This window comes from Streptomyces sp. E-08, from assembly GCF_049913095.1.
Taxonomy (GTDB): domain Bacteria; phylum Actinomycetota; class Actinomycetes; order Streptomycetales; family Streptomycetaceae; genus Streptomyces.
On record NZ_CP183971.1, the window covers coordinates 5,378,134 to 5,405,111 of the forward strand.

Genomic DNA, 26,978 nt, shown 5'->3' on the forward strand with positions numbered 1-26,978 from the left:
GACACGTCGGACAGCGCCGCACGTGGGACGGGGTGTGACCCGGATCGCATCGGCCGTGTCGTGCTCCCTACAATCCCGGCCATGAGCCACCACGACGCCGGCGCCGCCGGACCCCGGCGCGCCCGCCGCCGCCACGCCCCCGCACGCCGGGGCGCAGGAGCGGTGTGGCTGCTCGCCGGGGGCGGCGTCACCGTCCTCGGCCTCGCGGCCGCGCTGCTCGCCGGCGGCCTCGGCAAGAGCGGCGGTACGCGGTCCCCCGCCGAGGGCGGGGCGGACGGGCCGCCCGCGATGATCCAGGCCGACCCGTCCGACGGGACGCCGGGCACCTCGGGCGCGGGGGCCTCCGGCGCCCCCGCGGCCCCGGGCGGTGCCACGTCCGTGCCCGGCGGCGGTACGGGCACGCCGTCCGTGAAGACCACGGCCACCGCCGCCCCCTCCGGGTCCACGACCCCGGCCATCGACGCCTCGCGGACGCCCTCGCCCGCGGCCACGGCCCCTTCCGCGGACGGCGGCCGGCCGGGGAAGCCGGGGAAGGGACGCGGAGCGGCCAAGCGGCTGAAGTAGGGGAGCGGGCAAGCGGCCGGAAAAGGGGCCTTCGCCGGCGGCCCCGTCCGGGGCGGTGGGAGCGTCCGCCGAGGGCCCGGTCCGATCCGCGGGTCCTCGTCCCGGTCTCGAATCGGAGGACCCCGGGTGGTCGGGATAGGTTGGCCCGTCATGTGGGGTTTCAGTGCTTCCGGATGCCGGTGGCTGGGTGCGGCCGGGGCGCTCGGCGTCGCCGTGGGCGGCTGGGCCGCCGGAACGCTGCCCGTACGCGGCGGCTGGGGGCTCTGGGAGCCGCGCGGCTCCGCGCTCACCGTCGCCGGCGCCGTCCTCGCGTACCTCGGTCTGGCCCTGCTCGTCGCCGCCTGGTGGCGCTACGGCGTGCTCCTCGCACGGGGCCTGCGGGACGGGGTCCTCGCGACCCTCGCCTGCTGGACCGCGCCGCTGCTCCTCGCCCCGCCGCTGCACAGCGCCGACGTCTACAGCTACATCGCCCAGGGCGCGATGGTCCTCGAAGGCCACGACGTGTACGGCTCCGGACCCTCCGTCCTCGGCCCCGGCGACCTCGGCTGGGACGCGGCGGCGAGCGTCGGCGGGAACTGGACCGACACCCCCGCCCCGTACGGACCCGCCTTCCTCCTCCTCGCCGCGGCCGTCGTGAAGGTCACCGGCGGGGCGGTCGTGCCCGCCGTCCTCGGGATGCGCCTGATCGCCGTCGGCGCCCTCGCCCTGATCGTCTGGGCCGTCCGGGGCCTCGGCGGCGGGCCCGGCGGCCGGGACGGCGCGCTCTGGCTCGCCGCGCTCAACCCGCTGCTGCTGATCCACGTCGTCGGCGGCATGCACAACGACGGGCTGATGATCGGTCTCATGCTCGGCGGCGTCCTGCTCGCCACCCGCGGGCGGTGGGTGCTCGGCTCCGTCCTCGTCGGCCTCGCGATGATGATCAAGTCCCCGGCGGCGGTCGCCCTGCTCTTCATCGGCGTGCTCCTCGCGCGCGGTGGCGGCGTACGGGGCTTGGTGAAGGGACTCGTCCTGCCGGGGGCCGTCGCGGGCGCCGTGGCGGCGGGGGCCTCGCTCCTGGCCGGGACCGGGTTCGGGTGGCTGCGGACGCAGAGCGTCGCCGCGGCCATCCACACGCCGCTGTCCCTCACGAGCGACCTCGGGCTCGGCCTCGGGCTGCTCTTCGGGGGCGAGGCGGAGCCCGTGAAGGGCGTCGTCCAGAAGCTGGGGCTCGTCGCGGCCCTCGCGGTCGTCGCGGCGCTCGCCTGGCGCTCGTACCGGGGCCGTCTCGACCCCGTCCTCGGCCTCGGGCTCTCGCTGGTCGCGCTCGTCGCGCTCTCGCCGATGGTCCAGCCCTGGTACCTGCTGTGGGGGACGGTCGTCGTCGCCGCGGTCGCCTGGCGCGGCCGGGCGGGGCAGGTGCTGGCCGTGCTCTCGGCCGCGCTCGTCCACGAGACCCAGCCCTCGGGGCACACCCCGTGGTTCGGATTCGTGCTGGCGGGGCTCGTCCTGGTGGTGGGCCTGGTGTGGGTGCGGAGGGAGCCGTGGGGCGCCGGGTTCCCGGCGGACGCGGTGCGGTCGAGCCCGCCCGTTCCGCCCCAGCGCACCCGCGACGCGCGCGAGGCGGCGACGCCGCGCGACTCAGCGGAGATGCGTCCTCCGCACTGACCGGCCCGCCAGGACGTCCGTCCTCCGGCCGTCCTCCATGACGAACCTGCCGTCGACCAGCACGTGCGGGATGCCCACCGGGAGGGTGCGGGGGTTCTCGTACGTCGCCGCCGACGCGACCGTCGCCGGGTCGAAGAGGACCAGGTCCGCCACGAAGCCCTCCCGCACCAGGCCCCGGTCCGGGAGGCGGAGGCGGGCCGCGGGCCGGGAGGTGAGGTGGGCGACGCACTCCTCCAGGGACAGCACGCCGAGCTCGCGCACGTACCGCCCCAGGTACTCCGGGAACGTGCCGTACGCGCGCGGGTGCGGCTTCAGCCCCTGGAGGATGCCGTCCGAGCCTCCCGTGTGCACCCGGTGGCGCATGATCGTCCGGACGTTCTCCTCGTGGCCCACGTGCTGGAGGATCGTCGTGCCGAGCCGGTCCTCGACCAGGAGCCGGAGGGCCGTCGCCCAGCCGTCCACCCGGCGGCCCACGTGGTCCGCCAGGGCCGGGTCGGTCACGCCCGAGATCTCGATCGTCGCCCAGTCGACCGGCACCCCGTGGCAGCCGTCCGAGCCGAGCTCCTCCAGGTGGTGCCGGATCCGTTCCGCCGTCGTGCCGTCGCGCAGCCGCGCCAGGGCGGCCTCCGGGCCGCCCTCGCTCGCCCAGCTCGGCAGCAGCGCGAGCAGCGTCGTACTGCCCGGGGTGTACGGGTAGGTGTCGAGGGTGATGTCGGCGCCCGCGTCGAGGGCCTCGTCGAGGAGGGCCAGGAGCTCGGGGGCCCTGCCCTCGTTCACGCCGAAGTTCATGGTGGCGTGGGCCAGGTGCAGGGCGCAGCCCGCCTCCCGGGTGAGCGCCACCATCTCCTCGTACGCGCCGAGCGCCCCCGCCCCGTACGAGCGGTGGTGCGGGCAGTAGTAGCCGCCGTACCGCGCGACCACCCGGCACAGCTCGGTGAGCTCGGAGTCCGGCGCGTACATCCCGGGGGTGTAGGTCAGGCCGGACGACATGCCGACCGCGCCCTGCTCCAGGCCCTCCGCGACGAGCCGCCGCATGCGGTCGAGCTCGGTCGCCGTCGCCGGGCGGTTCTCCCACCCCATCGCGTACATGCGGACCGTGCCCTGGGGGACGAGGTACGCGGCGTTGACGGCGATCCCCCGGCCCCCGTGCGCCCCGTCCAGACGGTCCAGGTACTCGCCGACCGTGCGCCAGTCGAACTCGACGGTCGTGTCCCCGGGCGCACCGCCGTTCCACCCGGCGATCGCCCGGCGGACCTCGCCGAGGGTGCGGTCGTCCACCGGCGCGTACGACAGGCCGTCCTGGCCCAGGACCTCCAGGGTCACGCCCTGCGCGGCCTTCGCGCTGTGGTCCGGGTCGCGGAGCAGCGCGAGGTCGCTGTGGGCGTGCATGTCGATGAAACCGGGGGAGAGGACGAGGCCCTCGGCGTCCAGGACGCGGCGGGCGGTCGGGCGCTGGCAGCCCGCCGCCGCGGCCTCCTTGACGATCGAGACGATCCGGCCGCCCTCGATCGCGACGTCGGCCCGGTAGGAGTCGCCGCCGCTGCCGTCGACGACCTCCGCGTCGCGGAAGACGAGGTCCATGTCCGTGCCCCCTAGAAGAACGTGCGGATGTGGTCGACCACCGTGCCGTCGGCCTCGACGACCGGGATCAGCTGCCACTTGTCGAAGATCGTGCAGGGGTGGGACAGGCCCATCCCCACCCAGTCGCCGACCTCCAGGTCCGCGCCCGGTCCGGTGGCGAGCCAGGCGTGCTGGTCGGAGAGGCCCGTCACGGTGATGCCCTCGGCCGGGCGGATCTCACCCGTGCGGCCGTCGCGGACCACCTGGGCCTCGGGGAGGTGCAGGTCGTGGGCGGCGTCCCGCTTGCCCGCGTTGGTGAAGGCCTGCTCGGCGGTGGGACGGGACACGACCTGCGACCAGAGCCGGAAGGCGGGCTGGAGCGCGCCCTCCTCGGGGATCCGGTTGAAGGGCGTGCGGTTGCGGTACTGGCCGTCGTCGTGGGAGACGTAAGCGCCGGAGCGCAGCAGCTTCAGGACGGGGAGGGAGAGGCCGGGGATCTCCGCGAAGACCTCGGCGACCGTGTCGAACCACTCGCTGCCGCCCGCGCTCACGACGATCTCGCCGACGGCCGGGTCGAAGCGGCCGGCCTTGTCGAAGTCGGCGGCGAGCGCGACGAGCCGGCGCAGCCACTCCCGCACGAGGCCGGCGTCGGCGCCGGGCATCGTGCCCTCGTACCCGGCGACGCCGACGAGCCGCAGGGTGGGGACGGCGGCGACCGCGTCGGCGACGGCGGCGCACTCCGTCTCGGTCCGCACGCCCGTCCGGCCCGTCGCTCCGGCGGCCAGCTCGACGACCACGTCCACGGGGCGGGCCGCGCCCGCCGCGCGCAGGGCCTCGTCCATCAGCTCGACGCCGCGCACGGAGTCGACGTAGCAGACGAGGCGGAAGCCGGGGTCGGCGTCGAGTTCGGCGGCGAACCAGCGGAGGGCGACGGGGTCGACGAGCTCGTTCGCGAGGAAGATCCGGGCGACGCCGTGGGCGCGGTAGACGCGGGCCTGGTGCGGGACGGCGGCGGTGATGCCCCAGGCGCCGTGCTCCAGCTGCCGGTCGAAGAGCTGGGGGGCCATGGAGGTCTTGCCGTGCGGCGCGAACGCGAGGTGGTGGCGCTCGGCGTAGGTCTCCAGGAGGCGGAGGTTGTGCTCGACGGACTCGGCGGAGAGGGCGAGGACGGGGGTGGTGTAGCCGCCGGTGAAGAGGTTGCGCCGCTGGGCGGAGAGTTCGCCGACGGTCAGGCCCTCGGCGTCCGGGGGCAGGGCCTTGAAGCGGTGGTCGACGCGCTCGTTCGCCAGGTCGGGCATGAGGCCTCCTCATCGTGGGCGTTGCGGGATGTGCAACGCTCATTGCGCACAGTGCTCAGGGCTGTCTAACATCCGGGCCGAGGCCGGGTCAATGGACCCGTACGAGTCTGAGGGAGCCCGAGAGTGAGCGGACCCACGCCCGTGGACGGGCCCGTGGACCAGGCCCCCGACGTCGTCTGCCTCGGCGAGTCCATGGTCACCTTCCTGCCCTCCCGGCCGGGCCGCCTCGCCGACGTCCCCTCCTTCACGCGCGCGATCGGCGGCGCCGAGTCCAACGTCGCCTGCGCCCTGGCCGCCGCCGGGCACCGCGTCCGCTGGGTCGGCCGCGTCGGCCGGGACGGCTTCGGCGACCACCTTGTCTCGGCCATCGGCGCGCACGGCGTCGACGTCACCGCCGTCGGGCGCGACCCGCACCGGCCGACCGGCGTCTACTTCCGCACCGACGAGGACCGGGCCACCGACGCGCACGAGGTCGTCTACTACCGGGCCGGTTCCGCCGCGTCCGCGATGTCGCCGGCGACCGTCCCGTACGCCTCCGTCGCCGACGCCCGGATCCTCCACGTCACCGGCATCACGGCGGCGCTGTCGGCGGACTGCCTGGCACTGATGCGGGAGCTCACCTCTCCGCGGCCCGGACGGCCGCTGGTGTCGTTCGACGTGAACCACCGGGCGGGGCTGTGGCGGGACGGGAGCGCCTCCGAGGTGCTCCTCGAACTCGCCCGGGGAGCGGATGTCGTCTTCGTGGGCGCGGACGAGGCGGAGCGGTTGTGGGGGGTCGGGGATCCGGAGGCGATCCGTGCGGTTCTGGCGGAGCCCGGAGTGGTCGTGGTCAAGCGGGGCGGGGAGGGGGCGGTGGCGTTCGAGCGCCGCGATCCGGCCCCGCCGGCGATCGGGGCGCGGAGCCCCGGTCCGGAAAGGGGCGGGGTGAGGAAAGAGGCCCCGCGCAGCGGTCCCGCTCCCGACGCCGTCACCCCCGTCCCCGCCCCCCGCGTCGCCCTCGTCTCGCCCGTCGGGGCCGGGGACGCGTTCGCCGCCGGGTTTCTCTCCGCGACCCTTCGCGGGCTCGGGACGGCCGCGCGGCTCCGGCACGGGCATCTCATGGCCGCCGCCGTGCTCACCGTCCCCGGGGACGTCGCCGCCCCGCCCCGCCGCGGCCACGCCGACCGCCTCGTCGCGCTCGGCGACGCCGCCTGGGGCACACTTCACCTCGGCCCCGGCTGGACGGGGGACGACCAGGAGGTACGTACGCCATGAGCCAGACCGTCGACCGGGCGCTCAGCATCCTGCCGCTGCTCGCCCAGGGGCCCGCCGACCTCGGCCAGGTCGCCGAGCGGCTCGGCGTCCACAAGTCCACGGCCCTTCGGCTGCTGCGCACGCTCCACGAGCACGGGCTCGTCCACCGGCAGCAGGACCAGCGCTACCGCCTCGGTGCCCGTCTCTTCGCGCTCGCGCAGGAGGCCGTCGAGAACCTGGACGTCCGCGAGATCGCCCACCCCTACCTCACCGCCCTCAACGAGCGGATCGGGCACACGATCCACCTCGCGGTGTACGAGGAGGGCGAGGTCGTCTACATCGACAAGGTCGAGAGCCGCTACCCGGTCCGCATGTACTCGCGCATCGGCAAGCCCGTCGCGATCACCGTCGCCGCCGTCGCCAAGCTGCTCCTCGCCGACCTGCCCGAGCCGGAGCGGCGCGCCGTCGCCGCCAGGCTCGACTACCCCCCGTACACGCCCCGTTCGACGCCGAACGCCGCCGCGTTCCTCAAGGAGCTGGCGTCCGTGCGCGAGCAGGGCTGGGCCACCGACCTCGGTGGCCACGAGGAGTCCATCAACTGTGTCGGCGCCCCCATCCGCGGCGCCGACGGGCGCGTCGTCGCCGCCATGTCGGTCTCGGCGCCCAACGTGGTCGTCACCGCCGAGGAACTCCTCACCCTCCTCCCGCAGGTGCGCGACACCGCGGACGCCATCAGCCGCGAGTACTCCGGCACCGCCCCGACGAAGGAAGCCAGCGCATGACCGAGAAGACCGCCCTCACCCCCGCCACCCACACCGCGCCGCCCGCGAGGTTCTCGCACGGCGTGAAGAAGGGCAACATCCTCCAGGTCGCCGGCCAGGTCGGATTCCTGCCCGCCGCGGAGGGGCAGGCCCCGACGGTCGCGGGCCCGACCCTGCGCGAGCAGACCCTCCAGACCTTCGCCAACGTCAAGGCGATCCTGGAGGAGGGCGGCGCGGGCTGGGACGACGTGATGATGATGCGCGTCTACCTCACGGACGTGGACCACTTCGCCGAGATGAACGAGATCTACAACCAGTACTTCCAGGAGGAGGGCCTCAAGGCCCCGGCCTCCGCCCGCACCACCGTCTACGTCGGCCTCCCGGCCGGTCTCCTCATCGAGATCGACGCGCTGGCCGTACTCGGCTGAGACGGGACGAGAGGGTGCCCCGGCGGTACGGACCCCGCCGGGGCACCCTCTCGTCCACGGGTCGTCAGGCCGCGCAGTACTGGGCCTGCTTGCCGATCGAGCGGTACATGCAGTCGGCGTTCTCCAGGAGCTGGAGGACCGCCTCACGGTTGCGGCTCGTCTCGCGGTCGATGACCTCGTCGGGCGGGTAGAAGCCGCCGCCACCGTTCGACGGGTACATCTCGAACGTGTACGCGAAGATCTTCTGCGTACCCCACAGGTAGTCGTCGATCGAGCCGTCCGTGATGTACAGGTCGCTGGACTGCTCGGGCGTGTACCCGTTGCTCGCCGCCATCGACCGGCCGATGGTCGCGAAGGCGTCGCGGTCGTCCTGCGTCATGCCGGTGGTGGTGTTGGCCGTGGTCCAGCCGAAGGGCCAGAGGACCAGCTCGCTGTACGTGTGGAAGTCGATGGCCGCCGTGATCTGCTGCTTGCCGCCGACCACCCGGGACCGTACGAAGTCGGCCACGACCTTCACCTCGGGGGCGGACTCGGGTGCCGCGCCCCGGTAGGTCTCGGAGCTCTTCGAGCCGGAGGAGCCGCCGCAGCAGCCCCACTTGAAGTCCCAGTTCCGGTTCAGGTCCGTGCCGATGTAGGAGGAGCCGGAGTTGGGCTGCCGGTTCTTGCGCCAGCTGCGGTAGGAGCCGCTCGCGATGTCGTACTCGCCGCCGTCCGGGTTGAGGTCCGGGACGATCCAGATCTCGCGGCTGTTCACCATGCCGGTGATGCGGGGGTCGGTGCCGTAGCCCGCGCCGAGCTCGCGCAGCAGGTACAGCGCCATCTCGACGGTGAGGTGCTCGCGGGCGTGCTGGTGGTGGGTGAAGAGGACCTCGGGCTCGTTCTCGTCGGTGGCGACGTTGTCGCTGACCTTGATGGCGACGATGTCCCGGCCCTGGTACGTCTTGCCGATGACCCGCCTGCTCATGATCGAGGGGTAGGCGGCGAGGCGCTGGTCGATCTCCGCGGTCATCTCCGCGTAGTTGTGGTACTTCGCGTCGGCGGAGGGGAAGTCGGCCGGGCCGACCTTCTTGTCGCCCTCCGCGCTGCGGTTCGGCGGGCCGGGCAGGGCGACCGGCGCGTAGCCGAGGGCCTTGAGCCGGGCGAGCTGTTCGGTGTTGGCGCTGACGACGACCGAGCGGGCGTCGACCTCGTCGATCGAGACGCCGGTGGCGGTCAGTGCGCTGCGGGCGGCGACGGTGGACGGTCCGGCGATCTCGTACTGCCGGATCACCTCCTCCGCGCCGGACGCGATGCGGGCGGCGGTCGGCGCCGGGTCGGCCCCGGCGGGGGTGCTGAGGGCGGAGAGGGGCGCCGCGAGGGCGAACGCCACGAGGGCCGCGAGGGTGGCGGTCCTTCTGCCGCGGGTGGGACGTCGCATGCTGTCTCCTGGGTGGGGAGTGTGGGGGAGTGCGACCAAGTCGTGCGGGTGTCCGCGCACATGGTCCGGCGATGTCATGGACCGGTCAAGATGGGGAGTTCGGCCATACTGTCCCGGTGGGGACCCTCATCGGTAGATACGTCATCGAGCACAAGCTAGGCGAAGGCGGCATGGGCACCGTCTATCTGGCCCGATCGCGTGGCGGGCGCGCCGTCGCCGTCAAGGTCGCACGGCCGGAACTCGCCTCCGACCCGTCCTTCCGTGCGCGCTTCCGCGCCGAGGTCGCCGCCGCCCGGCAGGTCGGCGGATTCCACACCGCGCAGGTCGTCGACGCCGACCCCGAGGCGGAGGCCCCCTGGCTCGCCACCGCCTACATCCCGGGCCCCACCCTCTCCGGACTCCTCACCGCCGAGGGCCCCATGGGCGAGGCGCGGCTGCGCTCGCTCGGGGCCGCGCTCGCCGAGGCCCTGGAAGCCATCCACGCCTGCGGGCTCGTCCACCGCGACCTCAAGCCCGGCAACATCGTCATGGCCTCCGACGGGCCGCGCGTCCTCGACTTCGGGATCGCCCGCGCCCTGGAGTCGACCCGGCTCACCGCCACCGGAAACGCCTTCGGCACCCCCGGCTACCTCGCCCCCGAGCAGGCCCTCGGGGAGGAGGTCACCGGCGCCGCCGACGTGTTCGCGCTCGGCGCCGTCCTCGTGGCCGCCGCCGGCGGGCGGCCCTTCGGGGACGGGACGCCGATGGGACTCATGTACCGCTCGGTGCACGAGGCCCCCGACCTCGGCGCCGTACCGGAGGCGTTGCGCGGGCTCGTGGGACGCTGCCTCGCCAAGGACCCCGCCGAACGACCCACACCGGACGCCCTGATGGACGAACTGGCGGGGACCCCGCACGAGCCCGCTCCCACGCCCCCGGCGGTCCCGGACCCCCGGGTGGCGCCCGGCCCCGTCGACGCGGCGCCTGCGCCCCCGGCCGGCGGGGTCCAGGACGCCGTGCCCACGCCCGTACCCGTACAGGCCCTGGCGGCCGTACCGCATCCCGCCTACCTCCACGTCCCGCCCCCGCCCCTCGTCCCGCCCCCGCCCGCGCCGGACTTCGCCGCCGCCGACCGGAACTCGGGCGTCGCCGTCGACGGGAGCGGGGTGTCCCTGCACTTCTTCGGCGAGGAGGCCGACTTCCTCTGGAGCGAGATCGGGGCCGTACGGTACGAGCGTGTCCGGCGCGACCGGGTGCTGCGCGTCGCCGTCACCCTCTACGACGGCTCGGTCTGGGACTGCGAGGTCGACGGGCGCCGGGCCGCCCGGGTGGACGAGTGGATCCGCCTGCTCGACCCGGTGCTGCGCCACTACCTGCCCCTGTGACGGGACGGCGCAGCGCCGCCGGGGGAGCGGCGGCGCTGCGCTTGCTTCCGGGACCTCCGGGGTTCCGCTACGGCAGGCCGTGCACGTGCGGGCCCACCGCGTTCGACCAGGCGTTGCCGGCCGTCGCGTCCCAGTTGGTCGACCAGGTCATGGCGCCGCGCAGCGACGGCCAGGTCTGGGCCGGCTTGAAGGTGCCGCAGCCGGTGCCCTTGGTGAGGCAGTCGAGCGCGTTCTTCACGACCTGCGGGTCGACGTAGCCGCTGCCCGCGCCCCGCGTGGAGGCCGGGACGCCCAGGCCGACCTGCGACGGGGCGAGGCCGCCCTGGAGCTGGATGCAGGCGAGCGCGGTGAGGAAGTCCACCGAACCCTGGCTGTAGACCTTGCCGTCACAGCCGAGCATCGAACCGCTGTTGTAGTACTGGGTGTTGATCACCGTGAGGATGTCCTTCACGGCGAGCGCGGTCTTGAAGTACTCGGAGCTCGTGTTCTGCATGTCGATGGTCTGCGGGGCCATCGTCAGGACCATCGAGGAGCCCGCCTTGGCGGAGAGCTGGCGCAGCGCCTTGGTGAGGTACGTGGCGTTGACGCCGTGCTCCAGGTCGATGTCGATCCCGTTGAAGCCGTACTCCTGCATCAGGGCGTACGCGCTGTCGGCGAAGGCGGTCGCGGTGGCGTCACTGTTGATCGTGACGTTGCCCTTCTCGCCGCCGACCGAGAGGATCACGGACTTGCCGGCCGCCTTCTTGGCCGCGACGTCGGCCTTGAAGTCGGCGGCCGAGGCGTAGCCGACGGCCGGGTCGAGGTTGAAGGTGATCTGGCCGGGCGTGGCCGTCGAGTCGGCGAACGAGACCGCGATGATGTCGTACGCGGCCTGGACGTCCCGCAGCTTCTGCTTCGCCGCGCCGTTGTCGAAGTTCTGCCAGTAGCCGGTGACGGCGTGCTTGGGCACGGCCGGGCCGGGGCCCGGGTCGGTGGCCTTGGAGGTGCGGGCCGACACGGCGGCGGACTTCGCGGACTCGCCCGCGGCGTTCGTCGCGGAGACCTGGAACTGGTAGGCGGTGTCGGCGGTGAGCCCGGTGACGGTGGCCGACGTGCCGGTCACCGTCTGCGGGTTGGCGCCGTCCCGGTAGACCTTGTAGGCCGTGGCGCCGTTGACCGCGCCCCAGCTCAGGGCGACGGAACTCGTGGTGACCGTGCCGGCGGCGAGTCCGGCCGGGGTGGACGGGACGACCGGGTCGGGGTCCTGGCCGCCGCCCCCGTCGGGCCCGAAGACGCTCACGTCGTCGACGAGGTAGGGGGAGGTGCCGTACCAGCCGTGGGTGTAGATCTCCACGGAGGTGGTGCTCGCGCCGGTGGTGAAGGTGGTGGTGAGCTGCTTCCAGGAGGGGCTGTCGGGCGTCCAGGTGGAGACGGTGCCGGTGCCGGTCCCGGTGTTGTTGGCGCCGAGGTAGGCGTAGCCGCCCTGGACCCAGGCGCTCAGCGTGTAGGTCGAGTTGGGCTTCACGGTGACGGTCTGCACGCACTTGGCGTTGTCGAGACCGGCCGGGGTGGCCCTGAGGGCGCCGGTGCCGGTGCGGACCGGCGAGGAGACGGCGGAGCCGCTCCCGGCGGAGCAGGACCAGTTGGCGAGGCCGTTCTCGAACCCGGCGTTCTTGGCGACGTTGACGTCCGCCGCCTGTGCGGTGCCGGCTCCGCCGACGAGGACGAGCCCGGAGCCGACGGCGAGCGCGAGGGCTCCGGCGAGCCGGCGCCGTCCGTGCGGGCGGGTGGTGGTGCGGTCCACGTGCATCCTCCGGTGGGGGAGTTGGGGATGTGGAGGTGCCGTACGTCGTCGTACGGAGGGAAGGTGCGGGTACGGGGGGTACCGGCGGTGGCCACCGCTGTCGCAACAAGTTGGTCCAGACCAATCGCGTTGTCAATACCCCCGGCACCGAACGGAGTTCGGCCGAGGTGGAAGCCGGGACGCGGGCGGCGGTGTCAGGGCCCGAGGTCAGGGCGCAAATTAGTGGGGACAGCTTGGCGGATTGTCTGTTCACCACCCCGGGGGACGTGGATAAGGTGCAGAGACGGCGGCACCCTGCGGTGACGCCGCGAACGCGGTCAGTGATCCGCGGCCCCCGGGGCGCCGGAGGCCGGAGGGGACGGGGGGTCCGACGTGCCGACAGCCATCGCCGTCACCAGCACCGACCTGGTGCTGCCGGCGACCGACCCCCGCACCCCGCAGGCGGCCGTGCTCCCGCCCCCCGAGACCCGCTCGCTCGACGCCTCCCTCGCGGACATGCAGCAGCTCCTCGCCCGCTACGGACACGTGGTCGTCGTCTGCCCCACCGGCGCGCCCCCCGCCGTCGAACACCGGCTCCGCGCCGTCCGCGCCCTCCTGGAGAGCGACCGGATCGCCCTGGTCAGGACCGACCTGCCACCCCTCGGCACGGCCGTCCTCGTCCGCCAGCTGCGCCAGCTCGCCGGCTGCGACTTCAGCCCCGGAGTCCTCGCCTCCGCCGCCCGGCTGCTCGCCCACTACATCTACGCCGGCGCCGTCCTCGGCTCCGTCTCCCGACTCGACCGCGTCCCCGTCAGCCTCGGCTCGCACCTCAAGGGCTGGCTCCCCGGCGCCCACTTCGCCGTCCTCGCCGGACCCACCCCGCAGCTCGTACGGCTCGGCGCCGGGGAAGAACGCCTCGCAGGACCGGAGTTCGGCACCGAACTGCTCCTCGCCCGCGGCCAGCTCCAGACCGACTGGCCCACCACCACCCTCGTACCCGCCTGGCGGATCCCCGGCCCCGTGCACGAGACGCCCCTGCCCGCGTCCTCGCCCGGCTGGTGGGGCACCGGCAAGCTCGTCGAGTTCACCGCGTACCTGCCGGACCTGTCCGTCCTCCACCAGCTCGTCTCCTCCGTACGACGGGAGGCCTGCCACTGGTGCGGGATGGAGCTCATCGGCGACCGCTGCGGCTTCTGCGCCGCGCCGCTGCCCCCGGCGGCCCCGCCACCGCCCGACCACGGCGCGCACACCCTCGGGCCGGGGCCGCGCACCGGCCCGTACGCCCTCGGGCCGGCCGCACCGGCCGGTGCGCACGCCCGCGCCCTGGGGCCCGGCACCGGCACCGCCCGCGCCGCGCTGCCGTGAACGGCCCCGCCCCCGCCCGCCCCCGCCCCACGTCTCCGATCGAGGAAGTACGGTCATGAACTCCCGCCAGCGCCGCGGCGTGATCCTGCTGCTGCTCTCCGTCCTGTGCGCCCTCGGCGCCTTCGCCGGAGTGCTCGCCGTCATCAGCGACGTGAACTCGAAGGTCGGCCCGGAGACCACGGCGTACCGGCTCAAGAACGACGTGCTTCCCTACAAGCCCCTGAAGGCGGGCGACTTCGAGAAGATCTCCATGCCCGAGCGCTGGCTCTCCTCGACCGCCGTCACCGACCTCCGCCAGATCGAGGGAAAGATCGCCGTCACCGCACTCAAGGAGGGCTCCCTCCTCCAGAGCGACATGATCGTCGAACGGCCCCAGCTCAAGCCGGGCGAGCAGGAGATCGCGATCATGGTCGACGCCGCCAGCGGCGTCGCCGGAAAGATCAACCCGGGCGCCACCGTCAACATCTACGCGACCTTCGCGGGCGAGAAGAAGGGAGACCCCGACCAGTCCCGGTTGATCGTCGCCGGCGCCCGCGTCCTCGACGTCGGCAGCCTCACCCCGGTCTCCCAGCGCAGCGACCGCGCGGACCGGGCCACCTCCGCCGTCCCCATCACCTTCGCGCTCTCCACCCTCGACACCCAGCGCGTCGCGTACGCCGAGTCCTTCGCCGAGCACGTACGCCTCGCCCTCGTCGCCCCGTCCACCGCCGGCTCCCCCGCCGACAAGGGCGACCGCACCTACACGCTCGACAAGGACAAGTGAGGCCGGATGACCACCAGGATCCTCCCGGCCGTCGGCGACCCCGACGCGGCCCGGTCCGTCAGTACGCTGCTCAGCCAGCTCCCCGACGCCGAACCCGCCCCGCCGGTCGCCGACTCGACCCAGCTCGTCGACACCCTCGCCCGCCTCGCCGCCGCCTCCCTCGACGAACTCCCCGAGGTCGTCCTCGTCCACGAGCGGATCGGGCCCGTCCCCGCCCTCGAACTCGTCCGCGAGGTCGCCCTCCGCTTCCCCGCCGTCGGCGTCGTCCTCATCACCGCCGACGCCAGCCCCGTCCTCTTCTCCGCCGCCATGGACTCCGGCGCCCGGGGCCTCGTCACCCTGCCCCTCGGCTACGAGGAACTCGCCAGCCGCGTCCAGGCCGCCGCCCAGTGGTCCCTGGGCGTCCGCCGCCACCTCGGCGCAGGCGCCGAGCGGATCACCGGCCCCGGCGGCACCGTCGTCACCGTCAGCGGCGCCAAGGGCGGCGTCGGCACCACCGTCACCGCCGTCCACCTCGCCCTCGCCGCCCACGCCTCCGGACGCAGCGTCGCCCTCGTCGACATGGACCTCCAGAGCGGCGACATCGCCTCGTACCTCGACGTCCAGTTCCGCCGCTCCGTCGCCGACCTCGCCACCATCACCGACATCTCGCCCCGCGTCCTCCAGGACGCCGTCTACGTCCACGAGACCGGCCTCTCGCTCCTCCTCGCCCCGGCGGAGGGCGAGCGCGGCGAGGAGGTCACCGACCGCGCCGCCCGCCAGGTCGTCAGCGCCCTGCGCGGCCGGCACGAGGTCGTCGTCCTCGACTGCGGCTCCCGGCTCGACAGCGCCAACGCCGCCGCCGTCGAGATGGCCGACACCGCCCTCCTCGTCACCACACCGGACGTGGTCGCGGTCCGGGCCGCCAAGCGGACCGTACGGATGTGGGAACGGCTCCAGGTCCGCAAGGCCGAGGAGACCGTCACCCTCGTCAACCGCCACCACCGCTCCACCGAGATCCAGCCGCCCCTCGTCCAGAAGATCACCGGCACGCGGATCGCGGGCGTCGCCGTCCCGGCCAACTTCAAGGAGCTCCAGGCCGTCGTCGACGCCGGCCGCCTCCACGAACTCGACGCCAGGTCGACCGTCAAGCAGGCCCTGTGGAGCCTCGCGGGCGAACTGGGCCTGGTCCAGGCGGCCGGACAGCCCGGCAAGGAGCTCGCCCGCGCGGGGGACAGGGGCTCCCTGGGCCTGCGCCGCCGCGCCGGAGGCCGCTGAACGATGCGCGCGCACCGGGACGACGACAGGGGGCAGGTGGCGGTGGAGTTCCTCGGCATGGTGCCGCTGATCCTGCTCACCCTGGCCCTGCTGTGGCAGGTCGTCCTGGTCGGCTACACGTACACACTGGCGGGGAACGCGGCGGACGAGGCGGCGCGGTCCGGTGCCGTCGGCGACGACTGCGGCGAGGCGGCGAAGCGGCACCTGGACGGGGCCTGGCTCGACGGGGCCGAGGTGAGCTGCTCCCCGGGCGAAGGCATGGTGACCGCCGTGGTCACGCTCCGGGTGCCGGTCCTGGTCCCCGGCGTCGGAGGCCTCTTCCCGGTCGAGGCCAAGGCGGCCGCCGTGGACGAGACGGGCCCCACGCCATGAGGGGCGACCAGCGGAAGCGCCGGCGCGACCGGGGCCAGGCCGCCATCGAGTACCTCGGGTTCCTCCCCCTCCTGCTCATCGTCGGGCTCGCGGGCCTCCAGCTCGGCGTCGCCGCGTACGCGGCCCAGCAGGCGGGCACAGCGGCGCGGGCGGCCGCGCGGGCTGCGAGCAGCGACGCGGAGGACGCGCCCGACCCCGTCGCGGCCGGATTCGCGGCCGCCACCTGGGCCACCGACGTGGACGTCCGGCCGGCCGGAGGCGAGGCCGTCGCCACCGTGACCGTACGCATCCCCTCGGTCGTCCCCTTCTGGACCTTCGACCCCGTGAAGAAGACCGCCACCATGCCGATGCCCGACGAGGAGGACCTGCCATGAGCCTGCGCGCACGGATCAACGCCCCCGAGGAGAGCGGTGCCGCGGCCGCCCGGGAGGACGGACACCTCGTCGCCGCCTTCCGGGCCAAGCTCCTGGAGGAGATCGACCTCACCGAGATGTCCGCCCTCGCCGCGACCGAGCGCCGGGCCCGGCTGGAGCGCGTCCTCGGCCACATCATCAGCCGCGAGGGCCCGGTCCTCTCCACCGCCGAACGCGGACAGCTGATCCGCCGCGTCGTCGACGAGGCCCTCGGGCTCGGCGTCCTCGAACCGCTCCTCGAAGACGCCTCCATCACGGAGATCATGGTCAACGGCCCCGACCAGATCTTCATCGAGCGCGGCGGCCGGGTCGAACTCCTCCCGCTCCGCTTCGCCTCCCACGAGCAGCTCATGCAGACCATCGAGCGGATCGTCTCCACCGTCAACCGGCGCGTCGACGAGTCGAACCCCATGGTCGACGCCCGGCTCCCCTCCGGCGAGCGCGTCAACGTGATCATCCCGCCGCTCTCCCTCACCGGCGCGACCCTCACCATCCGCCGCTTCCCCCGCGCGTACACGCTCCACGAGATGATCGGCCTCGGCTCCCTCGACGAGCAGATGCTGCTCCTGCTCTCCGGGCTCGTGCAGGCCAAGTTCAACCTGATCGTCTCCGGCGCCACCGGCACCGGGAAGACCACCCTCCTCAACGCCCTCTCCGGCCTCGTCCCGGACGGCGAGCGGATCATCACCATCGAGGACTCGGCCGAACTCCAGCTCCAGCAGTCCCACGTCATCCGCCTGGAGGCCCGCCCGCCGAACATCGAGGGCCGGGGAGCCATCTCCATCCGGGACCTCGTCCGCAACTCCCTGCGCATGCGCCCCGACCGCATCATCGTCGGCGAGGTCCGCGGCGGCGAGACGCTCGACATGCTCCAGGCCATGTCCACCGGCCACGACGGCTCGCTCGCCACCGTCCACGCGAACTCGGCCGAGGACGCCCTGATGCGGCTCCAGACCCTCGCGTCGATGTCCGAGGTGAAGGTGCCCTTCGAGGCACTCCGCGACCAGATCAACAGCGCGGTCGACGTCCTGGTCCAGCTGACCCGGCACCCGGACGGCACCCGCCGCGTCACCGAGATCTCCGTCCTCGCCTCGCACGGCCGGGAGCGCTTCCTGCTGGCCACGGTCTGCCGCTTCCAGGCCGAGCCGGTCGCGGCGGACGGGCGGGTGTACGGCCGGTTCACATACCACCCACTGCCCCGGCGCGTCGCCGAGCGCCTGTACCTGGCAGGGCAGCCCATCCCGCAGGCCTTCGGCGTGGCCGCGACGGACGCCCATCTGGCCACCCGAGAGGCGGAGTGATGACCGAAGACCCGACCTGGCGCCCGGGCGACGGAGCGACGACCGACGACCCGACCTGGCGACCGGGGGAACGGCGATGACCGACGACGACCCGACCTGGCGAACCGAGGCGCGGCGATGACGACCGACCCCTTCTGGCTGACGACCGGCGTGGCGCTGCTCGCCTGCGTCCTGGGCGTCGTCGGCGTCCAGGTGTACGCGAGCGGCGCCCGCCGCCACGCGGCCCTCGTCGCCCGCCTCGACGAGAGCGGTGAACCGGAGGCCGCGACCGGCCGCCGCAGGCGCCGCTTCCGGGGCGTCGACCGGCGCGTACGGAAGACCGCCCTCGGCCGGAAGCTGGAGCTGCGGATCGCGGCGACCGGACTCGACGTCACACCCGGCGAGTTCACCATGGCGCTGGCGGCGACGGTGACGGTCCTCTGGATCGTGGGACAGGCCGCGCTGTCCCCGTTCTTCGGCCCGATCTGCGGACTGCTCGGCATCTGGGTCGCGATGGGCTACCTCAACTGGCAGCGGCAGAAGCGCATCGAGCGGTTCATCAACCAGCTCCCCGAGCTCTCCCGGATCCTGGCCAACGCCACCCAGGCCGGGCTCGCCCTGCGCATGGCCCTCAGCCTGGCCGCCGACGAGATGGAGGCGCCGGCCGGGGACGAACTGGAGAAGGTCGCCCAGCAGCTGGCCGTGGGCACCCCGCTCGACGACGCCCTGGGGGAGCTCGCCGAGCGCCTCCCCTCCCGCGAACTCGTCGTCCTCGTCACCACCCTCGTCCTCGCGAACCGGGCGGGCGGCACCGTCGTCTCCTCCCTGCGCAACCTCACGGAGACCCTGGAGGAGCGCAAGGAGACCCGGCGAGAGGTCCGCACCCAGCTCTCGCAGGTGAGCATGACCGCGTACTCCGTCCCGGTCATCGGCGTCGGCTCGCTGCTGCTCATCGACAACATGCAGCCCGGTGCGCTCGACCGCATGACCTCCTCGGGCATCGGGCAGGCCGCGGTCGTCGCGGCGTTCGCGCTGTACGTGGTCGGCTTCGCCGCCATCCGCCGCTTCTCGAAGATCGACGTGTAGGGGACAGCGCCGTGGACCTCCTCCTGTCCCTCCTGGCAGGCCTCGCCGTCGCGGGCTTCGCGTACGGTCTGCGGCTCTACCGGGCCGACGCCAGACTCCCCGACGACCTCAGACTCGCGCTGGAGGTCGGCGGCACCCGCACCGGAGCCGTCGACTCGGCGGTCGACCGCCTGGGCATGCGGTGGTCGCCGACGGTGCTGCGCCTCATGGGCCCGAAACGGGTCAACGCGGTCCGGCGCCGGATCGACCTCGCGGGCAACCCCGGTGGCCTGACGATCGACCGGTACGGGGCGAGGCGCGCGGTCTACGGCTTCCTCGGCGGCCTCGGCGGCCTGGTGATGCTGAGCAAGGGCTCGTACGTGACGGCGCTGCTGCTCCTGGCCTTCGGCGCGTTCTGGACGGAGGTCGGGATCTGGTCGGCGGTCCGCATCCGCAAGGACCAGATCGAACGCACGCTGCCGGACTTCCTCGACGTCCTGGCCGTCGTGGTCAGCGCCGGCCTGGGGTTCCGGCAGGCGCTGGAACGGGTGGCGGAGAAGTACGAGGGACCCTGGTCGGACGAACTCCGCATCACCCTGCGGCAGATGGACATGGGCGTCAGCCGCCGACAGGCGTTCGACGAACTGCGGCGGCGGAACGACTCGGAGCAGGTGGCCCAGTTCGTGACGGCGCTCCAGCAGGGTGAGGAGCTGGGGGCGCCGATCGTGGACACGCTGATCCAGATCGCCAACGACATGCGGCGCACGGACGCGCAGAACGCCCGGCGCAAGGCCGCGAAGGCGGTGCCCAAGGCGACGATGGTGATCACGACGCTGATGGTCCCGGCGACGATGATCCTGCTGGGCGCCGGACTGTTCCTGGGGACGGGGACGGACTTCGGGTCGGTGACGGGGGAGTGAACGGCTGACGGGGTGCGGTGACATATTCCGGGGAAAGGACTTCGCGGGCGCAACCCGATGTGCCACAGTGCGGACAGAGTGTGAGGGGGGTGGACGTGATGGACCGGACTCTTCATCAGGCCCACCCGCCGAACGGGCCCTGTCCGCCGACCCGCCCATCGGCGTACGGTGCCCAAGCGCAGGCGTCCGAACGCGGAGGGGACCACGATGAACGACGCGATGCTGAAGGCCCTGACCAAGGCACGCATGCAGCTTGCGGCCTGGACGGACCGCCGAACGCGGGACCGCGGTCAGACGGCGGTGGAGTACCTGGGGATCATTGTGGTGGTGGTGGCGATCGTGGTGGCGATCACGGGTACGGACATCGGAAACTCGATCAAGAACGCCATCACTCAGAAGATCGCCGATCTGACCGGGAAATAAGACGGCGCAGGTGGCAGGGCGATGAGGGGCAGGCATTTCCCGTCTACATCGCGGTCATTGCGGGGCTCTTGTTCCTGGCGTTCGCCTACTTTCTGGTGGGGCAGGCCGCTTTGACGCGGAACAGCGCACAGACCGCTGCGGACGCGGCAGCCCTGGCTGCGGCTCAGGACGCCCGGGAGCAGCTGCGGGACGGCTGGATCGACGTGATTCTCGATCCGGGTCAGTGGGATGGGTTCCTCAAGGGCAGGTCCTACTACGAGGGCCCGGCGTGCGGACGGGCCGCGGAGTTCGCGGCCCGGAACGAGGCGGCGCTCGACTCATGTGGATCTCTCGACACCGGTGAAAACGGCTTCAAGGTGACGGTGACTACGACAGGCGAAGAGTCGCGTCACGCCAGAGCATCCGCAGAAGCCGTGCTCGAGCCGCGTTGCAGGTTCGAGGATCCGTCACCTCCTCCGGATCCGCCGACATCCCCGCCGAGTTCGACGCCGCCGGCCCCCGACGAGGACGGCGAAGAGCCGGACGAGGAGGGGCCCGTGGTCGGCCTCGTGTGTGACGGCGAGCCGTGGGTGATCGAGCCCGACAGTCCGAGCCTCCCCGGTGCCGCAGATCTCTTCAGAGTCCGACTGTCGGACTGACCCGCGACGAGCAAAGGACGCACGCTTCATGAACGCGCGCTACGCAAGCAAGACCCGCAGAGGGGCGGTCGCCGTCGCGATCACGTCGGTGGCACTCTTCGTGGCCGGTTGCGGCGCCGAGGACAAGTCCCCTACGGACAAGCCCACTTCTACGACGGTTGCTCCGCCCAAAGGCGGTTCAGGCACGCAGGAGGCGCAGTCGACCGAGGAACCCACCGAGACGCTTGCCGTACTCAAAGGGAACGACGGAGTTCAGCTCGTCATCTCCTCTGCAGTGAGGGACTCAGGCGGATTCCTCACCGTCAAGGGTGCGTTGAAGAACACGTCCACGCGGTCCATTGCGCTCCCTGGCCAGATTCGCGGTGACGAGACCGAGGTCATGAAGCACGGCAACTCTCTGGGAGGGGCCACGCTCATCGACTCCGTAGGCAAGAAGCGTTACTACGTCTTGCGAGACACCGATGGCCGCCCGTTGACGACTACTGGTCTTGACATCCTCCCCGCAGGGGAGACGGCCGCAGTGTTCCTGCAATTCCCCGCACCCCCCGCCAACACCACCGAAGTCTCCTTCCAGCTCCCCACCTTCGAACCCGCCACCCTCAAGCTCTCCTGAGGCGACGCCATGACGACGATCACTCACCGCCGCCTCGCCGCCCTCGCGCTCGTCTCCGTCGTGTTCTGGCCGGGTGCCGTGTCCGCCGCCTACGCCGACGATCCGCCCGGGGCCGCCGGGACCTCCTCGCCCGCGCCCGTCATCGACCCGGACTCGCCGGGGCTCATGCTGCCCGACGGTGCCACCCTCGCCCCCGCCAAGGTGCTCGACATCAAGCAGATCGTCGAGGACGAGGGCGGGCAGCAGCGGCGGCAGGACACCAACGTCGACGTGACGTTCGCGCTCCAGGCCGAGGTGCTGTTCCCGAAGAACAGCGCCAGGCTCACCCCCGCCGCCTCCTCCCGCATCGCCGCCATCGCCGCCGAGATCCGCAGAATGGGCTCCGGCCGGGTGCGGGTCTTCGGGTTCACCGACAACCTGGGGACGTACGAGCACGGGCTCAAGCTGTCGAAGGAGCGGGCCGTCGCCGTGCAGCAGGTCCTCGCCCGCGCCCTCGATCCCGGGACGACGTTCGACATCCGCGGCTACAGCGAGGACTACCCGATCGCCGACAACCGCACCGAGGAGGGGCGCAAGAAGAACCGGCGGGTTGAGATCTCCTTCCCCCGGACCACCGCTCCCTAGGCGGTCAGGGACGTCAGCGCCGCCCGGATCGTGGCCGTCATGCGGTCCGGGTGGTGGAACACCTCCCGCGCCGTGAAGCGCAGGACCCGCCGGACCTCCGGGCAGGTCTGGAGCGCGTTGAAGCGGGCGATGTCCCGTTCGTGGGCGCGGCGGGTGCCGTGGAAGGCGTAGCCCTCGACCTCGACCGCGAGGCCCGCCTCGCGGAAGAGGAAGTCGGGGCGCAGCACCCTGTCCCGAGCCGTCCGGAGCGTCGGCTGGCACTCGGGGGCCAGGCCCGCGTCACCCATCCGCAGCCGGGCCACGGTCTCCGCCGGGGACCCCGACGCCGGTTCGGCAAGGCGCAGCCAGACGCGGGCGCGGGCCGCACCCCGGCGCGGGCCGGCGAGTTCCGCGGTGAGCTGCTCGTACCGGACGAGGGCCTCCCGTCGCACGCCTCCGACCGCCCGGCGCGCGAGGGCCGAGTCCGCGACGACCACCGCCTCCTCCCGGGTCGCGGAGGCCCGTATGAGGTCGCCGACCGTCCGCGCCGGGGTCGTCGTCCGCAGCCCCCGCCGGAGCGACCGGTCTCCGTCCGTGAGGAAGACGGTGGTGTGGACGCGTATGCCGTGGCCGCGTGCCGACCCGGCCGCGGGTGGCGCCGTGAAGTCGAGGTGGTCCGGCGACGGCTCCCCGCCCAGCACCTCGATGCGGTGCAGCCGCGCCGCCGTCCCGTGGCTGCACACCAGTTCCGGGCGCAGGAACTGCAGGGCCGTCGCCCTCAGCCGCCAGTCCACCTCCTTCCCGGGGGCCGCCCAGGCGCCCCGGCAGATCCGCTGCCAGCCGTCGCGGCGCAGGCGTCCGGCCAGCCGGCCCGGCGGCCAGCCCGCCGCGACCGCCCAGACCGTCAGGAGGACCCCGCCCCTGGCGAGGATCGCCAACTCGTACATACGCCCAACGATCCACGGAAGGGGGACACTTCGCACCCCCTGTGGAAAACCCGGCGAAAGACGTCGCCAGGAAAGCGTAAATCCGGCGAGACGTACGTCCCGGGCAGGAGCATTCTGGACAGATGACGGCGAGCCCGAACCTCACCTCCAGCGTGCAGTTGGTCAGTGATCTCGTCACCCGGATCCCCGAGTTCCGGGGCGTGTACGAGACCCATGTCTTCCATCAGGGCGGCGTCCTGCCGCACGTCTTCTTCTGGGACGTCGTCCAGGACACCGTCCGGTCCTTCCTCGGCGAGGCCCCCGGCGTCGCCGACTGGCGCAGCACCCTCGCGTTCCTGGAGGAGCAGAGTGCCCGCGGCGTCCTCGGCATCGACGAGGTCATCGTCACCTCCTTCCTGGGCGACCTGCCCTCGCCGCAGGAGCCCGGGCACGCGATCGTCGAGCAGCTCGGTCCCGTCATGGCCGCGAAGTTCGTCCGCATAAGGCCCCTCGGCTGAGCCGGAAGGGCTCCTGGGCCGAGGGGCCGGGCGGCAAGGCCCCTCGGCCGGGCCGGAAGGGCCCCCGGGATAATCGGGCGCATGTCCCCGCCCCTTCCCCTGTCCGGCCGCAGGCCCGACCGTGCCACCCTCGCCGCCCTCGGCGGCTACGTCGCCACCCGCCTCGTCGGCCTCGTCGTCCTGGCCGTCGCCGCGGCCGCGACCGGCGAGGAGGGGCTGCACCGGCTCAAGGGGCGCTGGGACTCCGTCTGGTACGTCCGCGTCGCCGAGCACGGGTACGGGTACCAGGTCACCCTGCCGAACGGCGACGTCCACTCCGACCTCGCCTTCTTCCCGCTCCTCCCGGCACTGGAGCGCGGCCTCTCCGCCGTCCTCCCCGTCGACGCCGCCACCGCCGGGCTCGTCGTCTCCTGGACGGCCGGGCTCGCCGCCGCCTGGGGGATCCACCGCTGCGGCACCCACGTCGCCGGGCCACGCGTGGGCGTGCTCCTCGCGGTCCTGTGGGGCGTGTACCCCACCGCGTTCGTCCAGTCGATGGCGTACACCGAGACGCTGTTCACCGCCCTCGCCGCCTGGTCGCTGTACGCGGTGCTGCGCGGGCGCTGGATCCTGGCCGGTGTCCTGTGCGCGGTCGCCGGGCTGACCCGGCCGACGGCCGCGGCGCTGATCGCCGCCCTCGGTGTCACGGCCCTCGTCGTCCTCGTACGGGAACGGCGGCTGCCCGCGCGGACGGTGGCCGGGGTGCTGATCGCCCCGCTGGGCTGGCTCGCGTACGTCGCCTACGTCGGGGTCCGCGAGGGCGGTCCGACCGCCTACTTCGACGTCCAGGCGGCCTGGGGCAACTCGATCGACGGCGGTGTCGCCCTGGCCCGGTTCATCGCGGGCCTGCCGTGGCCCGCCGCCCTCGGGTTGTGCGCGGCGCTCGCGCTGCTCGGCGGGCTGGTCGCGCTGTGCGTGCGGCAGCGGCAGCCGCTGCCGCTGCTCGTGTACACGGTCGGGGTGGTGTTCGTCTCGCTCGTGGGCGCCGCGTACTTCGGTTCCCGGCCGCGGCTGATGATGCCCGCGTTCGGGCTGCTGCTCCCGCCCGCCGTGGCCCTCGCGCGCGTGCGGACCCGCACGGCCGTGCCGGTCCTCGGCGGGCTCGCCCTCGCGTCCGCCGCGTACGGGGCGTTCACCCTGCTCGGTTCGGGACCCCCGTGAGGTCCACGCGCACGCGTACCCCCGGCTCAAGACCCCAGCCCGCCATCGCGCCCGCCTCCGCCTCCAGGACGTGCCGGCCGCGCGGGCGGATCATGCCGAGCCGTCCCGGGCGCATCGTGACCACGGACCTGACCGTGAACGAGCCGTCCAGGTAGGCCACGTCGATCGGGAACCGCATGCCGAAGGTGTGGACGCTGTTCGTGCGGACGATGAGCAGCGCCCCCGCGATCCCGTCCCGGCCGAGGAGCCCCCGCCGCCGGGCCCGGTAGGAGGCCGCCACCTCCAGTGGGACCTCCCGCGCCGCCACCGTCAACGTCCCCGTCCCGTCCGCCCATTTCCCCATGCGGCAGACCGTAGCGGCACGGGCGCCTAGGGTCTCGTCCGTGTACGTCACGCTGATCGCCCTCGCCGCCCTGTGGGGGGCAGCCGCCGGGCTGCTCGTGCCCCGGGCCGCGTACCGGTTCTCGGTGGATCCGGAGGAACCGTGGCGGGACCGCTGCCCCGCCGGGCACGTCCTCGCCGGGCCCGGCCGCGGCTGGCTCGGCGGACCGGGGCGGCAGGCCTGCGCGACCACCGCGAGCCCCCTCGTCGCTCCCGTGCTCACCGCCCTGGCCTGTGCCGCGCTCGCCGCCGCCACCGGCGCGCCCCGGCCCGAGCTCGCGGTCTGGCTGCTCGGCGCGCCCTTCGCGGTGCTCCTCGCCACGGTGGACGCGCGCGTGCACCGCCTCCCGGACGGTCTGACCCTGCCGCTCGCCGTCGCCGTCCCGCTGCTCCTCGGTGCCGCCGAACTCCTCCCGTACGGCGCCGGGTCCTGGTTCCACGCGCTGCTCGGCGGGCTCGTCCTCGGCGGCGCGTACCTGCTGCTCCACGTGATCAGCCCGAGCCAGCTCGGCCTCGGCGACGTGAAGCTGGCGGTCCCGCTGGGCGCCGCCCTCGGCTGGTACGGCTGGGGCGTGCTCTTCGCGGGGGCCTTCGCAGGCTTCCTCCTCGGCGCGGTGTACGGCCTCGGGCTCGTCCTGCTGCGCCGGGCCGACCGCTCCTCGGCGATCCCCTTCGGCCCCTTCATGCTCGGCGGCCTTCTGCTCGGCCTCCTCCTCGGCGCGTTCACCGTCCCGGCCTGACTCCTGGCCGTACCCCGCCGAGCCGCCGCGACGCCGTACCCCGCCGAGCCGCCGCGACCCGTACGCACGGCCACGAGGTCGTCGCACGATGCGACGGGCTCGCCCTGCCGTACCGCCGCTCAGGCGGCTGACCTGCCGGGAAGGCGGGCCGCCGGGGGCTCTCCCGTCAACGTCGCGCCCCGGGCGGGCGGTCCCTCTTCGGAGGGACGGAACCCCGCCGCCACGCCGGGGCGCAAACCCGCCACAGGGCCTCGGATCCCTTGTGCCGCTTGGGATCCGGCACATCCGCCACGGTTCGTTCGGCGCACGTGGCGCGCAAGACGACTATCGAAGGGTTATGGTGGAAACCCCCCCTCGGGCCGGTCCGTATCCCCCCCACGGACCGGCCCGTTTTTCTTTTCCCCGGCCCCGTCGGAACCGTCAGCCCCGGCCGGCCCAGATGTTCGTGCCGGCGGTGTCCACCGCGAACGAGTCGATCTCCTTGAGCTCCTCGTCCGTGAGCGGCGCGCCCGCGAGCGCGGCCACGTTCTCCTCCAGCTGGGCGACGCTGGACGCGCCGATCAGCGCCGAGGTCATCCGCTCGTCCCGCAGCACCCACGACAGCGCCAGCTGGGCGAGGGACTGCCCGCGCCGCTCGGCGATGTCCGCGAGACCGCGCAGGCGCCGCAGCACCTCGTCGGAGAGCAGGTTCGGGTCGAGGGACTTGCCCTGGGTGGCCCGCGAGCCCTCCGGGATGCCCTTCAGGTACTTGTTGGTGAGCAGCCCCTGCGCGAGCGGGACGAAGGAGATGCAGCCCATGCCGGCCGCCTCCAGGGTGTCCAGGAGGGCGTCCTCCTCGGTCCACCGGTTGATCATGGAGTACGAGGGCTGGTGGATGAGCGGGCGGACGCCCATCCCGGTGAGGATCCGCGCGGCCTCGGCGGTCTGCTCGCTGTTGTACGAGGAGACGCCGACGTACAGCGCCTTGCCCTGCTGGACGGCGGAGGCCAGGGCCCCCATCGTCTCCTCCAGCGGGGTGTGCGGATCGAAGCGGTGCGAGTAGAAGATGTCGACGTAGTCGAGGCCCATCCGGTTCAGGGAGGCGTCGAGCGAGGACAGCAGGTACTTGCGGGAGCCCCACTCGCCGTACGGGCCGGGGTGCATCTCGTAGCCGGCCTTGGTCGAGATGATCAGCTCGTCGCGGTAGGGCGCGAAGTCCTGGGCGAAGAGCTTGCCGAAGTTCAGCTCGGCGGAGCCGGGCGGCGGCCCGTAGTTGTTCGCCAGGTCGAAGTGGGTGACGCCGAGGTCGAAGGCGCGGCGGAGGATCGCGCGCTGGGTGTCGAGGGCCTTGTCGTCGCCGAAGTTGTGCCAGAGGCCGAGCGAGATCGCGGGGAGCTTGAGGCCGCTGCGGCCGGTGCGGCGGTACTCCATGGCGTCGTAGCGGTCCGCGGAGGCGCGGTACAGGGGGGAATCAGTCACGTATCTCTGCTT

28 protein-coding genes are annotated in these 26,978 nt (G+C 73.3%); 21 read left to right on the forward strand and 7 right to left on the reverse strand.

The annotated features are described in order from the left end of the window. The first annotated feature begins 81 nt into the window (after positions 1-81). On the forward strand, positions 82-564 hold the full coding sequence (locus ACN9MM_RS24980; RefSeq protein ID WP_426365841.1) for a hypothetical protein: 483 nt from the start codon (positions 82-84) through the stop codon (positions 562-564). 150 nt (positions 565-714) lie between these two features. After that, positions 715-2,208, forward strand: coding sequence for a polyprenol phosphomannose-dependent alpha 1,6 mannosyltransferase MptB (gene mptB / locus ACN9MM_RS24985; RefSeq protein WP_426365842.1), 1,494 nt, complete (start codon positions 715-717; stop codon positions 2,206-2,208). Here mptB and ACN9MM_RS24990 read toward each other — a convergent pair. Next, complete coding sequence (locus tag ACN9MM_RS24990) at positions 2,182-3,789, reverse strand: N-acyl-D-amino-acid deacylase family protein (RefSeq protein WP_426365843.1); 1,608 nt, start codon at positions 3,787-3,789, stop codon at positions 2,182-2,184. The two genes, mptB and ACN9MM_RS24990, sit on opposite strands and share 27 nt — an antisense overlap. Positions 3,790-3,800: 11 nt before the next feature. After that, a complete protein-coding gene (locus tag ACN9MM_RS24995; protein ID WP_426365844.1) occupies positions 3,801-5,066 on the reverse strand; it encodes an alanine racemase in 1,266 nt (421 codons plus the stop codon). Between the two features lie 123 nt (positions 5,067-5,189). Between ACN9MM_RS24995 and ACN9MM_RS25000 the strand changes: the two genes are divergently transcribed. The 3 genes from ACN9MM_RS25000 to ACN9MM_RS25010 are packed head-to-tail and all read left to right on the forward strand — an operon-like array spanning position 5,190 to position 7,488. Then, positions 5,190-6,320 carry a sugar kinase gene (locus tag ACN9MM_RS25000; protein WP_426365845.1) on the forward strand — a complete coding sequence of 377 codons (1,131 nt, stop codon included), beginning with the start codon at positions 5,190-5,192 and terminating at the stop codon, positions 6,318-6,320. Next, positions 6,317-7,081 carry an IclR family transcriptional regulator gene (locus ACN9MM_RS25005; protein WP_426365846.1) on the forward strand — a complete coding sequence of 255 codons (765 nt, stop codon included), beginning with the start codon at positions 6,317-6,319 and terminating at the stop codon, positions 7,079-7,081. The genes ACN9MM_RS25000 and ACN9MM_RS25005 overlap by 4 nt, the downstream gene beginning before the upstream one ends. After that, complete coding sequence (locus ACN9MM_RS25010; protein WP_426365847.1) at positions 7,078-7,488, forward strand: RidA family protein; 411 nt, start codon at positions 7,078-7,080, stop codon at positions 7,486-7,488. The genes ACN9MM_RS25005 and ACN9MM_RS25010 overlap by 4 nt, the downstream gene beginning before the upstream one ends. Before the next feature lie 64 nt (positions 7,489-7,552). Here ACN9MM_RS25010 and ACN9MM_RS25015 read toward each other — a convergent pair whose 3' ends face one another. Continuing rightward, the gene (locus tag ACN9MM_RS25015; protein WP_426365848.1) at positions 7,553-8,905 is read right to left on the reverse strand and encodes a M14 family metallopeptidase; all 1,353 of its coding nucleotides are present in this window, start codon (positions 8,903-8,905) and stop codon (positions 7,553-7,555) included. A 71-nt stretch (positions 8,906-8,976) separates the two neighbouring features. On the opposite strand from ACN9MM_RS25015, the gene ACN9MM_RS25020 reads away from it, so the two are divergent. Next, the gene (locus ACN9MM_RS25020; protein WP_426365849.1) at positions 8,977-10,269 is read left to right on the forward strand and encodes a serine/threonine-protein kinase; all 1,293 of its coding nucleotides are present in this window, start codon (positions 8,977-8,979) and stop codon (positions 10,267-10,269) included. Between the two features lie 67 nt (positions 10,270-10,336). Here the strand turns inward: ACN9MM_RS25020 and ACN9MM_RS25025 are convergent, their stop codons facing one another. After that, positions 10,337-12,058, reverse strand: coding sequence for a chitinase (locus tag ACN9MM_RS25025; protein WP_426365850.1), 1,722 nt, complete (start codon positions 12,056-12,058; stop codon positions 10,337-10,339). A gap of 366 nt (positions 12,059-12,424) precedes the next feature. On the opposite strand from ACN9MM_RS25025, the gene ACN9MM_RS25030 reads away from it, so the two are divergent. The 12 genes from ACN9MM_RS25030 (at position 12,425) to ACN9MM_RS25085 (ending at position 21,764) form a co-directional block, all read left to right on the forward strand. After that, complete coding sequence (locus ACN9MM_RS25030) at positions 12,425-13,396, forward strand: hypothetical protein (protein WP_426365851.1); 972 nt, start codon at positions 12,425-12,427, stop codon at positions 13,394-13,396. A gap of 55 nt (positions 13,397-13,451) precedes the next feature. Beyond that, the gene (gene cpaB, locus ACN9MM_RS25035) at positions 13,452-14,159 is read left to right on the forward strand and encodes a Flp pilus assembly protein CpaB (RefSeq protein ID WP_426365853.1); all 708 of its coding nucleotides are present in this window, start codon (positions 13,452-13,454) and stop codon (positions 14,157-14,159) included. 6 nt (positions 14,160-14,165) lie between these two features. After that, positions 14,166-15,416, forward strand: coding sequence for an AAA family ATPase (locus tag ACN9MM_RS25040; protein ID WP_426365854.1), 1,251 nt, complete (start codon positions 14,166-14,168; stop codon positions 15,414-15,416). A 3-nt stretch (positions 15,417-15,419) separates the two neighbouring features. Beyond that, complete coding sequence (locus ACN9MM_RS25045; RefSeq protein ID WP_426365855.1) at positions 15,420-15,788, forward strand: TadE/TadG family type IV pilus assembly protein; 369 nt, start codon at positions 15,420-15,422, stop codon at positions 15,786-15,788. Next, complete coding sequence (locus tag ACN9MM_RS25050) at positions 15,785-16,162, forward strand: TadE/TadG family type IV pilus assembly protein (protein WP_426365856.1); 378 nt, start codon at positions 15,785-15,787, stop codon at positions 16,160-16,162. The genes ACN9MM_RS25045 and ACN9MM_RS25050 overlap by 4 nt, the downstream gene beginning before the upstream one ends. Then, positions 16,159-17,502: a CpaF family protein gene (locus ACN9MM_RS25055; RefSeq protein ID WP_426365858.1), complete on the forward strand. Its 1,344-nt coding sequence runs from the start codon at positions 16,159-16,161 to the stop codon at positions 17,500-17,502. The genes ACN9MM_RS25050 and ACN9MM_RS25055 overlap by 4 nt, the downstream gene beginning before the upstream one ends. A 117-nt stretch (positions 17,503-17,619) precedes the next feature. Then, positions 17,620-18,567, forward strand: coding sequence for a type II secretion system F family protein (locus ACN9MM_RS25060; RefSeq protein ID WP_426365859.1), 948 nt, complete (start codon positions 17,620-17,622; stop codon positions 18,565-18,567). An 11-nt stretch (positions 18,568-18,578) separates the two neighbouring features. Continuing rightward, a complete protein-coding gene (locus tag ACN9MM_RS25065) occupies positions 18,579-19,466 on the forward strand; it encodes a DUF5936 domain-containing protein (RefSeq protein ID WP_426365860.1) in 888 nt (295 codons plus the stop codon). Positions 19,467-19,673: 207 nt separating this feature from the next. Then, positions 19,674-19,889, forward strand: coding sequence for a Flp family type IVb pilin (locus ACN9MM_RS25070; RefSeq protein WP_426365862.1), 216 nt, complete (start codon positions 19,674-19,676; stop codon positions 19,887-19,889). After that, positions 19,886-20,527, forward strand: a complete 642-nt coding sequence (locus ACN9MM_RS25075) for a pilus assembly protein TadG-related protein (RefSeq protein ID WP_426368822.1) — start codon at positions 19,886-19,888, stop codon at positions 20,525-20,527. The genes ACN9MM_RS25070 and ACN9MM_RS25075 overlap by 4 nt, the downstream gene beginning before the upstream one ends. 28 nt (positions 20,528-20,555) lie before the next feature. Further along, entirely contained in the window at positions 20,556-21,140 is a 585-nt protein-coding gene (locus tag ACN9MM_RS25080) for a hypothetical protein (protein ID WP_426365863.1), read from the forward strand. Positions 21,141-21,149: 9 nt separating this feature from the next. Further along, the gene (locus tag ACN9MM_RS25085) at positions 21,150-21,764 is read left to right on the forward strand and encodes an OmpA family protein (protein ID WP_426365864.1); all 615 of its coding nucleotides are present in this window, start codon (positions 21,150-21,152) and stop codon (positions 21,762-21,764) included. On the opposite strand, the gene ACN9MM_RS25090 is transcribed toward ACN9MM_RS25085, so the two are convergent. After that, positions 21,761-22,690, reverse strand: a complete 930-nt coding sequence (locus tag ACN9MM_RS25090; protein ID WP_426365865.1) for a hypothetical protein — start codon at positions 22,688-22,690, stop codon at positions 21,761-21,763. The two genes, ACN9MM_RS25085 and ACN9MM_RS25090, sit on opposite strands and share 4 nt — an antisense overlap. 122 nt (positions 22,691-22,812) lie before the next feature. On the opposite strand from ACN9MM_RS25090, the gene ACN9MM_RS25095 reads away from it, so the two are divergent. Both ACN9MM_RS25095 and ACN9MM_RS25100 read left to right on the forward strand, forming a co-directional pair. Next, complete coding sequence (locus ACN9MM_RS25095) at positions 22,813-23,187, forward strand: hypothetical protein (protein WP_382865020.1); 375 nt, start codon at positions 22,813-22,815, stop codon at positions 23,185-23,187. An 81-nt stretch (positions 23,188-23,268) separates the two neighbouring features. Further along, entirely contained in the window at positions 23,269-24,387 is a 1,119-nt protein-coding gene (locus ACN9MM_RS25100; protein ID WP_426365866.1) for a hypothetical protein, read from the forward strand. Here ACN9MM_RS25100 and ACN9MM_RS25105 read toward each other — a convergent pair. Next, positions 24,359-24,730 (reverse strand): DUF192 domain-containing protein, encoded by a 372-nt coding sequence (locus ACN9MM_RS25105; protein WP_426365867.1) that lies wholly within the window; start codon positions 24,728-24,730, stop codon positions 24,359-24,361. The genes ACN9MM_RS25100 and ACN9MM_RS25105 overlap by 29 nt on opposite strands. Before the next feature lie 40 nt (positions 24,731-24,770). On the opposite strand from ACN9MM_RS25105, the gene ACN9MM_RS25110 reads away from it, so the two are divergent. Beyond that, positions 24,771-25,508: a prepilin peptidase gene (locus tag ACN9MM_RS25110; protein ID WP_426365868.1), complete on the forward strand. Its 738-nt coding sequence runs from the start codon at positions 24,771-24,773 to the stop codon at positions 25,506-25,508. A gap of 420 nt (positions 25,509-25,928) precedes the next feature. Here the strand turns inward: ACN9MM_RS25110 and mgrA are convergent, their stop codons facing one another. Beyond that, positions 25,929-26,966 carry an L-glyceraldehyde 3-phosphate reductase gene (gene mgrA / locus ACN9MM_RS25115; protein WP_426365869.1) on the reverse strand — a complete coding sequence of 346 codons (1,038 nt, stop codon included), beginning with the start codon at positions 26,964-26,966 and terminating at the stop codon, positions 25,929-25,931. Positions 26,967-26,978 lie beyond the last annotated feature (12 nt).

Excerpts from the sequence above, each read along its gene's own strand:
- ACN9MM_RS25055 (WP_426365858.1), top strand. The coding sequence starts at position 16,159 with ATGAGCCTGCGCGCACGGATCAACGCCCCCGAGGAGAGCGGTGCCGCG.
- ACN9MM_RS25060 (WP_426365859.1), top strand. The coding sequence starts at position 17,620 with ATGACGACCGACCCCTTCTGGCTGACGACCGGCGTGGCGCTGCTCGCC.
- ACN9MM_RS25095 (WP_382865020.1), top strand. The coding sequence starts at position 22,813 with ATGACGGCGAGCCCGAACCTCACCTCCAGCGTGCAGTTGGTCAGTGAT.
- ACN9MM_RS24995 (WP_426365844.1), bottom strand. The coding sequence starts at position 5,066 with ATGCCCGACCTGGCGAACGAGCGCGTCGACCACCGCTTCAAGGCCCTG.
- cpaB (WP_426365853.1), top strand. The coding sequence starts at position 13,452 with ATGAACTCCCGCCAGCGCCGCGGCGTGATCCTGCTGCTGCTCTCCGTC.
- ACN9MM_RS25105 (WP_426365867.1), bottom strand. The coding sequence starts at position 24,730 with ATGGGGAAATGGGCGGACGGGACGGGGACGTTGACGGTGGCGGCGCGG.
- ACN9MM_RS24980 (WP_426365841.1), top strand. The coding sequence starts at position 82 with ATGAGCCACCACGACGCCGGCGCCGCCGGACCCCGGCGCGCCCGCCGC.
- mptB (WP_426365842.1), top strand. The coding sequence starts at position 715 with ATGTGGGGTTTCAGTGCTTCCGGATGCCGGTGGCTGGGTGCGGCCGGG.
- ACN9MM_RS25090 (WP_426365865.1), bottom strand. The coding sequence starts at position 22,690 with ATGTACGAGTTGGCGATCCTCGCCAGGGGCGGGGTCCTCCTGACGGTC.
- ACN9MM_RS25015 (WP_426365848.1), bottom strand. The coding sequence starts at position 8,905 with ATGCGACGTCCCACCCGCGGCAGAAGGACCGCCACCCTCGCGGCCCTC.
- ACN9MM_RS24990 (WP_426365843.1), bottom strand. The coding sequence starts at position 3,789 with ATGGACCTCGTCTTCCGCGACGCGGAGGTCGTCGACGGCAGCGGCGGC.
- ACN9MM_RS25005 (WP_426365846.1), top strand. The coding sequence starts at position 6,317 with ATGAGCCAGACCGTCGACCGGGCGCTCAGCATCCTGCCGCTGCTCGCC.
- ACN9MM_RS25045 (WP_426365855.1), top strand. The coding sequence starts at position 15,420 with ATGCGCGCGCACCGGGACGACGACAGGGGGCAGGTGGCGGTGGAGTTC.
- ACN9MM_RS25025 (WP_426365850.1), bottom strand. The coding sequence starts at position 12,058 with ATGCACGTGGACCGCACCACCACCCGCCCGCACGGACGGCGCCGGCTC.
- ACN9MM_RS25070 (WP_426365862.1), top strand. The coding sequence starts at position 19,674 with ATGAACGACGCGATGCTGAAGGCCCTGACCAAGGCACGCATGCAGCTT.
- ACN9MM_RS25020 (WP_426365849.1), top strand. The coding sequence starts at position 8,977 with ATGTCATGGACCGGTCAAGATGGGGAGTTCGGCCATACTGTCCCGGTG.
- ACN9MM_RS25040 (WP_426365854.1), top strand. The coding sequence starts at position 14,166 with ATGACCACCAGGATCCTCCCGGCCGTCGGCGACCCCGACGCGGCCCGG.
- ACN9MM_RS25085 (WP_426365864.1), top strand. The coding sequence starts at position 21,150 with ATGACGACGATCACTCACCGCCGCCTCGCCGCCCTCGCGCTCGTCTCC.
- ACN9MM_RS25050 (WP_426365856.1), top strand. The coding sequence starts at position 15,785 with ATGAGGGGCGACCAGCGGAAGCGCCGGCGCGACCGGGGCCAGGCCGCC.
- ACN9MM_RS25010 (WP_426365847.1), top strand. The coding sequence starts at position 7,078 with ATGACCGAGAAGACCGCCCTCACCCCCGCCACCCACACCGCGCCGCCC.
- ACN9MM_RS25080 (WP_426365863.1), top strand. The coding sequence starts at position 20,556 with ATGAACGCGCGCTACGCAAGCAAGACCCGCAGAGGGGCGGTCGCCGTC.
- ACN9MM_RS25100 (WP_426365866.1), top strand. The coding sequence starts at position 23,269 with ATGTCCCCGCCCCTTCCCCTGTCCGGCCGCAGGCCCGACCGTGCCACC.